The organism is Nitriliruptor sp. (genome assembly GCF_040882075.1).
GTDB lineage: Bacteria > Actinomycetota > Nitriliruptoria > Nitriliruptorales > Nitriliruptoraceae > Nitriliruptor.
Window position 1 is genome coordinate 31,442 of sequence record NZ_JBBEBZ010000027.1, and the last position, 11,012, is coordinate 42,453.

At 71.7% G+C, this 11,012-nt stretch carries 11 protein-coding genes; 5 read left to right on the forward strand and 6 right to left on the reverse strand.

The window, feature by feature from the left end; all coding sequences use genetic code 11:
* Window positions 1–69 precede the first annotated feature (69 nt).
* From WEB03_RS01600 to WEB03_RS01610, 3 genes are all read right to left on the reverse strand, one after another.
* Window positions 70–1,437 (reverse strand): YibE/F family protein, encoded by a 1,368-nt coding sequence (locus WEB03_RS01600; RefSeq protein WP_368069218.1) that lies wholly within the window; start codon window positions 1,435–1,437, stop codon window positions 70–72.
* A gap of 52 nt (window positions 1,438–1,489) precedes the next feature.
* Window positions 1,490–2,650: an RNA polymerase sigma factor RpoD/SigA gene (locus tag WEB03_RS01605; RefSeq protein ID WP_368069219.1), complete on the reverse strand. Its 1,161-nt coding sequence runs from the start codon at window positions 2,648–2,650 to the stop codon at window positions 1,490–1,492.
* Window positions 2,651–2,891: 241 nt separating this feature from the next.
* Window positions 2,892–3,266: a VOC family protein gene (locus tag WEB03_RS01610; RefSeq protein ID WP_368069231.1), complete on the reverse strand. Its 375-nt coding sequence runs from the start codon at window positions 3,264–3,266 to the stop codon at window positions 2,892–2,894.
* Window positions 3,267–3,416: 150 nt separating this feature from the next.
* Here WEB03_RS01610 and WEB03_RS01615 point away from each other — a divergent pair, with 150 nt between their 5' ends.
* On the forward strand, window positions 3,417–3,719 hold the full coding sequence (locus WEB03_RS01615; RefSeq protein ID WP_368069220.1) for a redoxin domain-containing protein: 303 nt from the start codon (window positions 3,417–3,419) through the stop codon (window positions 3,717–3,719).
* Here WEB03_RS01615 and WEB03_RS01620 read toward each other — a convergent pair.
* On the reverse strand, window positions 3,710–4,006 hold the full coding sequence (locus WEB03_RS01620) for an MGMT family protein (RefSeq protein ID WP_368069221.1): 297 nt from the start codon (window positions 4,004–4,006) through the stop codon (window positions 3,710–3,712). The two genes, WEB03_RS01615 and WEB03_RS01620, sit on opposite strands and share 10 nt — an antisense overlap.
* A 1-nt stretch (window position 4,007) precedes the next feature.
* Between WEB03_RS01620 and WEB03_RS01625 the strand changes: the two genes are divergently transcribed.
* Window positions 4,008–4,283, forward strand: a complete 276-nt coding sequence (locus WEB03_RS01625; protein ID WP_368069222.1) for an Lrp/AsnC family transcriptional regulator — start codon at window positions 4,008–4,010, stop codon at window positions 4,281–4,283.
* A gap of 27 nt (window positions 4,284–4,310) precedes the next feature.
* Here WEB03_RS01625 and WEB03_RS01630 read toward each other — a convergent pair whose 3' ends face one another.
* Window positions 4,311–6,455, reverse strand: a complete 2,145-nt coding sequence (locus WEB03_RS01630) for an HD family phosphohydrolase (protein WP_368069223.1) — start codon at window positions 6,453–6,455, stop codon at window positions 4,311–4,313.
* Window positions 6,456–6,599: 144 nt separating this feature from the next.
* Between WEB03_RS01630 and coaA the strand changes: the two genes are divergently transcribed.
* Window positions 6,600–7,538 (forward strand): type I pantothenate kinase, encoded by a 939-nt coding sequence (coaA, locus tag WEB03_RS01635; protein WP_368069224.1) that lies wholly within the window; start codon window positions 6,600–6,602, stop codon window positions 7,536–7,538.
* Here the strand turns inward: coaA and WEB03_RS01640 are convergent.
* On the reverse strand, window positions 7,525–7,968 hold the full coding sequence (locus WEB03_RS01640) for a hypothetical protein (protein ID WP_368069225.1): 444 nt from the start codon (window positions 7,966–7,968) through the stop codon (window positions 7,525–7,527). The genes coaA and WEB03_RS01640 overlap by 14 nt on opposite strands.
* 222 nt (window positions 7,969–8,190) lie before the next feature.
* Here WEB03_RS01640 and WEB03_RS01645 point away from each other — a divergent pair, with 222 nt between their 5' ends.
* Window positions 8,191–8,682, forward strand: coding sequence for an RNA polymerase sigma factor (locus WEB03_RS01645; RefSeq protein ID WP_368069226.1), 492 nt, complete (start codon window positions 8,191–8,193; stop codon window positions 8,680–8,682).
* On the forward strand, window positions 8,669–10,684 hold the full coding sequence (locus tag WEB03_RS01650; protein ID WP_368069227.1) for an META domain-containing protein: 2,016 nt from the start codon (window positions 8,669–8,671) through the stop codon (window positions 10,682–10,684). Before WEB03_RS01645 ends, WEB03_RS01650 begins: the two co-directional genes overlap by 14 nt.
* Window positions 10,685–11,012: the final 328 nt, after the last annotated feature.

Consider the following 11,012-nt stretch of genomic DNA (forward strand, 5'->3'; position numbering starts at 1 on the left):
GGCCTCGCGGCACTCGTTCGACGCCGAGGCCCGGCATCCCTCCCGGACCCTGACCAGCGCGCCGGGACCTTAGCCACGGTCGCGGGGCGGACGATCCGAGAGCGGGGCGTCGGGGTCGGCCGCGTCCGGGGCATCCCCGTCGTCATCCGAGCCGACGCCGTGCTCCTGCAGGTAGCGCGCCCACGCGCGGGCGGCGCGCTCCTCGTCGTCGACCGGCTCGGTCTCTCCACCGGCGTACGGCGCAGGAGCCGAGCCAGGGCCGGCGGCGCGGCCGTGCCCGTGGTCGGCGACCGCCAGTGCCGGGGCCCCGTCGGGGCGACGGACCGCGACGAGCGCCGCGAGCGCGGTCGTCAGCGGGACCGCGGCGATCAGCCCGAGCGAGCCCACCACGGTCTTGACGATCTCGACCGCCAGCACCTCGGAGTTGACGATCTCTGCGGTGGCGAGCCCGCCGGTCGAGAAGATGACCAGCAGCGCCAGCGACGCACCGGCGTAGGCGAGGAACAGCGTGTTCACGACCGAGGCGATGTGGTCGCGACCCACCTTCATCGCGCGGGCGAAGAGCGTCACGAAGGGGAGGGTCCGGTCGGTCTCGTGCAGCGCGAACACCGTCGAGGCCTGCGAGACCGTGACGTCGTCGAGCACACCGAGGGCGGCGATGATGAGGCCGGCGAGCACGAGGCCCTGGAGGTCGAGACCGTCCACCTGCTGGCGGGCGAAGACCGCGTCCTCGGACGCGAACCCGGTGATGGCCGCCTGGTCGATGAAGACCAGCGCGAGCAGGACGGTCAGCACCAGCGCCCCAGCGGTGCCGACGATGGCGGCGGTGGTCATCTCGTTCACACCGTGCGCGAGGTAGAGGGTCACGACCATCACCGCGAGCGCGCCGACGAGCGCCACGAGCGGGGGGTTCTGGCCGGCCAGGATGGCGGGCACGACGAAGCGCACGATGAGCAGCAACGAGATCGCCAGTCCGAGCAACGATCGCAACCCGTGCCACCGCCCGACCACGAGCACCGCCGCGATGAACAGCCCGACGAGCAACGCCAGCGTCGGCAGCCGCCGGAAGTCGGTGACGAAGTAGTCGACGTCGCCGTCCGGACCGACCGTCCGTGCCAGCTCCACGCGGGCGCCCGGCTCGATGGCCGGCAGGCCGTCGAGGTCGACCCGCAGGGTGACGTCCCGGCCCACCTCGTCACCCTCGAGGAGGCGGACCTGCACGTCCGCGACGGCGCCTCCCCCGACGGCGGGGTCGGCGGCTTCGCCGGTCAGCTCGACGGCGGTGACCTCGGCGGTGACGAGCGGCTCGGGCGCCTCGTCGACGGCGGGGAGGGCGTCAGCGCTCGGCCAGAGCGTGACCAGCCCGGCCCCGGTGACGAGGACGATGACGGCGACGACCCCGAGCAACCAGCGGTGGGTGCTGGTGGTGACGTCCACGCGGAAGCTCCCCGATCGGGTGGACCGGGGAGCCTACGCAGGGCGGGTCGGATCAGGCGGCGCGGTCGAGCACGTCGAGCAGCCCGCTGAGGTTGTGCGCCCGGGAGGGGTGACGGAGCTTGGCCAGGGCGCGGTTCTGCATCTGGCGGATGCGCTCGCGGGTCAGCCCGAAGTGGGCGCCGATCTCCTCGAGCGTCTGCGGCTCCTCACCACCGAGACCGAAGCGCAGGACCAGGATCACCCGCTCGCGTGCGTCGAGCGCGTCGAGCGCGGCGCTGATCTGCGACATGGCGTCGCCCTCGAGCGCGGTCTCGGCCGGGTCGACGCCTCCCGCGTCGGCGATCAGGTCACCCATGGTGGCGTCACCGTCCTCACCGATCGGGCGGTCGAGGCTGACGAGCTCCTGCATCGCTTCGCGGACCTCGCGGACGCGGACCGCCGTGAGACCGACCTCCTCGGCGATCTCCTCCTCGGTGGGGTCGCCCCCCTTCTGCTGGCGCAGCCGCAGCTCGGCCGAGCGGAGCTTGCCGTACAGCTCCCAGACGTGGGCGGGGACGCGGATGGTGCGACCCTTCGAGGCCACACCGCGCTGCAGCGCCTGCCGGATCCACCACACCGCGTAGGTCGAGAACTTGTAGCCCTTGGTGTGGTCGAACTTCTCGACGGCACGCAGGAGGCCGAGGTTGCCCTCCTGGATGAGCTCGATGAAGTCGAGATCACGCCCGGAGAACTTGCGGGCCTGCGGCACCACGAGGCGGAGGTTGGCCTGGACCATGCGCTCCTTGGCCTTGGCGCCGTCGCGGCTGATGGTGCGCAGCCGAGCCTTGCGGGCACGGGTCGGCGGGTCGTCCTTGGACGCCATCATCACGTCGGCGGCGAGCCCGGCCTGGTACCGCTTGGCGAGGTCAGCCTCGTCCTCCTTGGTCAGGAGGGCGTGACGGCCGGCGTCGTTGAGGTACTGGCGGACCAGGTCGGTGGTGAGCGCGGCGGTCGGGTCGGCGAGCGCCTCGGGGGCGTCATCGGCGACGTCGTCGATCACCTGCACGCCCGCGTCGGCGGCGCTGGTGGCAGCGTCGTCCATCCACGTGGTGCCGTGCAGCTCGGGGACGTAGAGCTCCTGCAGCTCGGAGAGCAGGACGTAGCCGCGCTCAGCGGAGCGCTCGAGCAGTTCGTCGACCGACGTGTCAGCGGTCGGCAGCTCGACGGGGTTCAACGGGGCCTCCTCGGCGGGGCGGAGTGCGGAGCCACCCTCGCACGGGATGTTCGGAGCGGGAGGGGGTCTGGTGGCCACGGTCGGACGGGGTCCGGGTGGATCGGTGCTCGTGGCGGTGGCCGTCGGGACGGGGCGACCGGCACGATGGGCTCACAAGGGGTACAACGCCGCCCACCGGCCGCGGCGTCCCCACCCCCACCGGATGTGCGCTCACCGCGCGCGATGCGCCCTGGGGGGTGCGCTAGCCGGCCACCAGCTCGACCTTCAGGCCGTCCGGGTCCTCGCAGAAGGCGGCGTAGTGGTCGTGGCCGCCGGCGTAGGGGTGGCGGTCGGGGTAGAGCAGCGTGCCCCCCTGCTCCACGAGGGCCGCGGTCAACCGGTCGACGTCGCTGCGGGACCCGGCGTGGAAGGCGACGTGGTTGACGCCGGCATCGCGCCGGTCGAGCTCGCGCGCCCCCTCGGGCGCCTGCACGAACGCGAGGTAGGTGCTGCCCCGGTGGTAGGAGCAGCCCTCGTCCCACTCCTGGTGCGGCTCGTAGCCGAGCTCGGCGAGCAACCAACCCCAGAACCGGTGCGCCCGCTCGAGGTCACGGACGTAGAGCTCGAGGTGGTGCAGGCTGCCGCGGTCCACGTGGTGTCCCCTACCGTCCGAGGCCTTCGTTGTACCAGCGACCGACCGACGACGCGGTCGGTGCCGAACTTTCCACGCTGGCCTCCGCGCCGCTCCCATCGCCCCCGACCCCCCCGACCCCGAGGCGGATCACCCGTGCCCACCCTCGGCGCGGAGTTCGCGGAGCTCGGGGCCTCCCGCGTCGGGATCAGCCGGGACGACGTCACCACCCAGGCACGCTTCGCCGAGGAGCACCGCTTCGACTACCCGCTCATCGCCGACCCCGACGGTGCGGTCGCCAGGCTCCTCGGGGCGAAGCGTCCCGGACCGCTCTGGAGCAAGCGGCAGACCTACGTGCTCGACCGCGACCTGACGGTGCTCGCCGCGATCAGCAGCGAGACCGACATGGAGAAGCACGCCGACGAGGCGCTGCAGGTGCTGCGCGACGCTCAAGGCTGACCCCTGACGCGACCGCGGACGCGGTCGACGCGGACCCCCTCGGCCTCCAGCAGGTCGGCCTGCCGCTCGGTCTTGCCCGGCGCCAAACGCCCGCCGGCAGCGACCACGCGCCACCACGGCAGGTCCGTGCCGCAGGTGGCCAGGACGCGGCCGACGGCACGGGCGGCACGCGGACGTCCGACCTCGGCGGCGACCTCGCCGTAGGTGACGACCTCCCCCGCTACCGTCGCCGCCACCACCGCGACGACGCGCGCCGCGAAGCCGTCGCGGGGCTGCGAGGAGACCATCGTGATCACCGCCTTCGTGCTGCTCGACGTCGACGTGGCCCGCGTCGGTGAGGTCGCCGAGACGCTCACCGAGGTCGCCGGGGTCCGCGAGGTGTACTCGGTGACCGGACGTTACGACCTGATCGTCAAAGTGGTGGTCGCCCACAACGAGGATCTCGCCGACGTCGTCACCGGCCGCATCGGGGCGATCCCCGGCATCGAGACCTCGGAGACGGTCATCGCGTTCCGGAGCTACTCGCCGAGGTTGCTCGCCGAGGGCTTCGCGCTCGGCGAGTAGCGGCGCTCCGCGTCCAGGGTGTCCGGTCTACGCGGGCTGCTGCGGCTTGTCCGGGTAGGCGATCCGAGGGTGGTAGATCCCCACCAGCGACTCGACGATCGTGCTCCGCGCCTGGGACAGCTCGCGGAACGTCAGATCGCTCTCGTCGAACTGCCCATCGTCGACACGTTCGGCGAGCAGACGCTCGACGGTCGACTCGATCTCCTCCCGCGGCAGGGTGCCCTTCGACATGGCCATGGCACGCGTGGTGGCCTCGCAGCAGTCGGCGAGCAGGAGGATGGCCGCCTCCTTGGACCGTGGCTTGCCGCCGTGGTAGCGGAAGTGGCCCTCGTCGACGTCGTCCGGGTCGCCTCCGTTCGCGACGGCGGCCTTGACCGCGCGGTCGTAGAAGTAGCCCACCAGCATCGTGCCGTGGTGCGAGCCGATGCAGGCGACGACCTCCGGGGGGAGGCGGTACTCGGTCGCCATCTCGACCCCGTCCTTGACGTGGTTCTGGATGATGACCGCGCTGACCTCGGGTTCGAGCTCGTCGTGGGGGTTGGCGATGCCCTGCTGGTTCTCGATGAAGAAGTGCGGCTGCCGGACCTTGCCGATGTCGTGGTAGAGCGCCGCCACGGTGCCGAGCAGCGGGTCGGCGCCGACCTCGCGGCACGCGCGCTCGGTCAGGGAGGCGACCATGACCGAGTGGTTGTAGGACCCGAGCGCCTTGGTCTCGAGCTCGCGCAGCAACGGGTGGTTGCGATCGGACAGGTCGAGCAGGGCCGTGACGGTGGGCAGTCGGAACAGGTTCTCGAGGAACGGCAGCGCCCCCTGCACGACCAGGGCGGTGATCAGCCCCCCGAGCGCGCCAGCGCCGAGCGCGACCAGGAGCTCGTCGTTCGGCCCGAAGACGGCGACCGTGCCGACCGCCAGCAAGGGGTAGGCGACCGCGGCCCGCAAGGTCGCCGACCGCAGGTCGGACCGTGCCGCGATGCGCGTGGTCAGGGGCACGCTCACCAGCACGGTGGCGGCCGCGAACAGCGCGAGCGGCCCCCGGGAGGGGGCGGCGAGCAGCACCAGGACCGCCGCGGGCAGCATCGTCGCGATACCGACGACGGGGTGGATCAGCACCGCCACGAGCATCGCGTACGCCCCAGCGGGTACGAGGTAGGCCATGCCCGACGTGGTCACCTCGGTGAGGATGCTGGTGCCGACCACGAGCGCCGCGAACATCGCCGTCAGCGCGCCGAGCAGGATGAGCTTCTGCCCGCTCACCCACACCTTCGGCTGCATGCGTTGCAGGTAGATCGCGGCCACCGCGACGATCAGCAGCGAGGCGATGGTGCTGCGGGCGAGCGCACGCAACGGCGAGCTTCCCTCGAGCCCGAGCCGCTCGATGGCACGCATCTGCAGCGGTTCGACGACCTGCCCCTCACGCACCACCGCGTCGCCGACGTTCCAGACGTTGGCGACCTCGGTGACCTCGTCGGCGGCCCGCTGCCGGGCCGCGCGGGTCGCCTCGGCGTCGGTGACCACCGTCGGCCGCATGACGGCGCGCGCCAGCGGTGCGGCGACGGTCTCGGCGGTGTCCCCGGGGAAGGAACGGACCGCGGTCTCCTCCTCGAGGGTGCTGTCGACCACGCCGTCGAGGTCCTCGGCGTTCACCTGCTGCCTCGCGAGGAACTGCACCACCGCGAGCGTCTCGCGCTCGACGTCGGCGAGATCATCGTCTGAGAGGTCGACCAACGCCCGCGCGAGGTCGGGCCCGAGCGCGGGGACCGCGTCGAGGACCTGCTCGGCCTGCGCGGACGCGGACGCGGACGACGCCGGCTGGTCGACGTCACCGTCGGTGCCGCCGGGCTGCTCGTCGGGCTCCTCCGGCTGCCGGGCGTCCCGCGCCGCGCTGAAGGCGGTTCGGGCGTCCTGGACGATCGACGTCTGAGCGGTCCGGTCGGGGGCGATGACCGGCGACACGGATTCGGAGGCCTGAGCCCGGGCGGCCTCGGTCGCCTCGCGGTCCACCTCGCGGACCTGCTCGTCGGCGATGACCGTGCGCGGCGAGGGTTCACCCTCGTTGATCGGCTGCTCGTCGGCGACGGAGCCGATGCCGACCAGCAACGGGACCAGCACCGCCACGAGCGCGGCAGCGACCAGTCGCTGCACCAGCAGCCGCCTCGCACCGGTCCCGGACACCTCGCACCTCTCGTCACCTGCGGCGCGCAGTGTCGCGCATCCCGCCGCATCCCGCCGCGGCGCGCGCGCCGCTGCCCCGCAGCTTCCGACCCACGGGGCGGCGCTAGCCTCCAGCCGCCCCCGCTCCCACCCTCGGAGCTCCTCGTGCCGCACCACCGCACCCCCTCCCCCTGGGTGACCCTGCCCCGGGAAGCGTGGGCAACGCTGCGTTCGGCTACACCGCTCACCCTCACCGAGGCCGACGTCGAGGCGCTGCGCGGCACGGCCGAGCAGCTCTCGCTGGAGGAGGTGGCCGAGGTCTACCTGCCGATGTCCCGGCTGCTCAACCTCTACGTGGCGGCCCGACAGGACCTGCACCGGGTCACCGACACCTTCCTCGGGTCGCTCGCCGCCAAGGTCCCGTTCGTGATCGGCGTGGCGGGATCGGTCGCGGTCGGCAAGTCCACGACCTCGCGCATCCTGCAGGCGCTGCTCGCCCGGTGGCCGGACCACCCCGAGGTGGCGCTGGTGACCACCGACGGGTTCCTGCTCCCGAACGCCGAGCTCGACCGTCGTGGGCTGATGGACCGCAAGGGCTTCCCCGAGAGCTACGACGTCGCCGCGCTCGTGCGTTTCGTCGCGGCCGTCAAGTCGGGTGAACCGGAGGTCCGCGCGCCGGTCTACAGCCATCTGACCTACGACGTGGTCCCCGAGGAGAAGGTCGTCATCCGGCAGCCAGACGTGCTCATCATCGAGGGCCTGAACGTGCTGCAGTCCGGCACCGGAGCCGACGACCGCGTGTTCGTGTCCGACTTCTTCGACTTCTCGGTCTACGTCGACGCCGAGGAGGACGACATCGAACGCTGGTACCGGGAACGCTTCCGGACGCTCCGGGAGACCGCCTTCCGCGACCCCCGGTCCTACTTCGCCCGGTACGCCGACCTCGACGACGCCGAGGCCGACGCGACGGCCGCCGACATCTGGCGACGGATCAACGGTCGCAACCTGCGCGAGAACGTCCTGCCCACCCGCACGCGGGCGGACCTGATCCTGCAGAAGGGGCCCGACCACCGCGTCGAACAGGTCCTGCTCAGGAAGCTGTGAGTCCGCAGCGACCGCCGTCGTCCGAGGTCGGTCCGCTCAGGCGCCCGTCAGGCAGAGCGCACGAGGCCGACGCCGAGGGCGACGAGCCCGGCCGCCAGCAGACACCTCCGACGTAGACCATGACGATGAACCGGTTCGGTTCCTGGCGCCCCTCCCCCAGGCTGGACAGGAAGAAGCCGGCAGACATCAGGAGCGCAGCGACCGGCACCCCCGACCGTGCGATCGTTCCAAGGGGACCGTTCAGCCCGACCGCATCGGCGTACAGCAGACCGACGAGCGAGAGGATGAGGAGCACGCCCGCGTGCGCGTGGCCGGCCCGCGCGAACGACAGCTGGAACGGCGTGCTGACGGCGTCGCCGCGGACCACCCGGAGCAGGTAGAGCCCGCCCGTCTCAACGGTCACGAGCGCGAACAACAGGATCGCAGCCATCAGTCGAGTCGATGCCGAGAGGTCAACCATCCCCGTCGCTCCGTCGCCGACGCTCCGGATGATGATGGCACAACGGCGGGGCGAGACCGAGCGTCACGTGCCGCTCGCGGGCCGCCGGCTCATCGCGCCCTTGGTCGCGCGGCCGCCTCTCGGTGCCTCGTCTGCTCGGATGGCGGGGAACCGATCAGGGTCGGCGGGCGTCTGTGAGGGGAGGGGGCCGACGTGCGCGACGAGGACGGGTTCACGGCGTTCTACGAACATCACCGTTCGTCGTTGCTGCGTGCGTTGACCGCGACGTTGAGCGACCCGCAGTTGGCGGCGGACGCGACCGACGAAGCGTTGGTGCGGGCGGCTGAGAGATGGGAGCTGGTGTCGACGATGGCTCGTCCCGACGGGTGGGTCTACCGAGTCGGGGTGAACTGGGCGACGTCGTGGCGACGGAAGTGGTCGCGGCGTCCGACGCTGCCCACGTCCGTGCTCGATGGTGTCCACCGCGATGATCTGGCGAGCGTGTCGATGCTCGAGGAGCTGGTCACGCTGCCGCTACAGCAACGGCAGATGCTGGTGCTGCGCTTCGTGCTGGGCTACTCGACCGCGGAGACCGCCGTGGCTCTCGGGGTCGCGGAGGGCACGGTCAAGAGCAGCGTGTCCCGAGCCCGTGGGCGCCTGCGTGGGGACCGCGACAGCCAGGAGGTCCTCGATGGACGTGCGTGAGCTCCAAGAGGCCGTCGCCGCGTTGCCGGTGGCCCCGGCGGGCGATGCCCGCGAGGTGTTCGCTCGTGGCCGCAATCGCCGTCGTCGCCGTCGTCGCCGGCAGGTGGTGGCGGGGTCCGGGGCCGTGGTGGCGGTCGTTGCGGTCATCATCGTCGGTGGAGGCATGGCTGGCGATGGCAACCGTCCCATCGGCGTGGAGATCGTGGGTGGCCCGTCCGAGCTCACGCCGGTCGGACCCGGGTGGCCGCAGGTCCGCGGTGAGACCTACGTGTTCCCGCTCGACGAGATCGAGCGAGGGACGACCTCGGGCGTGATCGAGGACCGGCAGGTCTTCTTCGTGCGCACCGGCGATGAGGTCGACGTGTTCATCGCCGCCGCACAGCATCTGCCCGACGAGGGGCTATGGTGGTGTCCCGACGAGCGAGTGTTCGCATCCCCGTTCCATGGCGAGCTGTTCGATCTCGATGGGCGAGCACGGATGGGACCCGCAGCGCGCGACCTCGACAGGTTCGCCATCGAGATCCGCGATGGCCAGCTGCACGTCGATGCGGGACAGGTGATCCACGGTGCGCCCGCTCGGGCGCTCGAGCCGCACGACCAGCCCTGGAGCGAGGGGTTCTGCACCGGTCGTCAACCCGCCACGGAACGGCCGCGCGTCCTCGCCCCCGGCATCGCTGCGGCCCCGGCGCCAGACAGTGCTCGATCAGCCGACGTCTCACAGGTTCCCGAGCGACTCCGTGAGCTCTTCCCGGTCGGTGACACCACGGTGGTCACCATCCCTGTCCCAGATGCCGACGACCGCGGGGTGTTCGCCACGCCCGACACCGAGCCACCGATGATGTTCGCGACCGCCTGCGACCTCCTCTCAGCCACACCCCTACCCGCAGGATGGCTCGGCTACTGCCTCGAGCTCACCGATCAGGGGCGACGTCTCTCCGGCCTCTACCCCTACGGGGCGACCTCGACCGGCGAACTCGGCACGCTCGGTGTCCCCGAGGCTGGAAGCGCGTCGGCGGCGTACCTCGACGATGGCACCCCGGTGTTCGTGACCCGTACGGAGGACGCCACGCTCCACGTCGTCGATGCGCTCGACCCGCACCTGGACGGCAAGCTGCTCGTGCACTGCCCGACCATCGGCCGTCTCCTCGAACCCCGGGCCGGATCCACCTACCTGCTCGACGGGACCCACGCTGGCGGTCCGAGTCCGAGCGACCTGACCAGCTACGCGACCGAGATCACCGACGATGGCGCGTTCGTCACCGTCTCCGGGCCCGCCCGCCCCAGCGACGGTCGCAGCGCCGAACAGACCGACTTCGAAGGTCATCGGTGCACCGACGCCGAGGCTCACCTGCCCGACACCTCCCGACGGGACCTCGACCTGCGCACCGCGACCCCCGACGACGGCCGCTGGCACTGGGCCTACGTCCGCCTCGAACAGGACGACGGCCAGCCGGTCCTCTGCCACGCCCTGCGTGGTTGCGACGGCGACGGCGACCAGCTACCTGGCCCTGCCACGCTGCTCTATCCCGACAGCTCACCGTTGTGGGCGCTGCTACGCCGCGACGTCGATGCGAACGGAGGTGTCGAGGTGCGCCTGGCCACCCACCCCATCCACATCCCCGACGGACCGCACGAGAACGACACCGAGGCGGCGATCTGGAACATCAGCGGGCACCCCCGACACCTCGACGACGTCGCCAGCAGCGATCTCGAATGGCTCGGAACCGACGACCGGTTGCTGCTGCGGTTCGACCCCGACGGCTGGTTCAGCGCCGACACGCCCTGTGCCAGCCGCTTCGGTCGCTACCGATTCGAGGACGCCACCACCATCACCTTCAGCGACGTCGCCACGAGCGCAACGTCATGCCCGGACCGGCCGCTCGAGGACGCGCTGGCGGACATGTTCGACCGAGGCAGGGGCAGGACGCTCACCCTCGACGGCAACGATCTCCGCATCGACACCGGGACCGGAACCAGCCTGCTCTACACCTGGGACTCGTGACCGCCCCGGGATCGATCCGTGGGCCAAGATGGGCGTGCGACCGATCGGTCAACGCGACCCTGCTCTTCGACGGCCGCCGGCGTGCGTCGGCGTGGGGAACGGGCGTGGCCGCGTGTTCCGTGCAGCGTTGTCGTGACGGCAGCCGAGGCATGGCACGGAGCCGGCGCCCCCGCGTGTTGCGTGCAGCGTCGTCGTGACGGCAGCCTGGGCGCTGCACGGAACCGGCGCAGCCGCGTGTTCCGTGCGGTTCAGGAGGCTGTGACCGGGCGCGGACCCGTGCCGACCGGCGACCACGTCGCGAGGATGGCGCGGAGGGCGGTGACGGTCG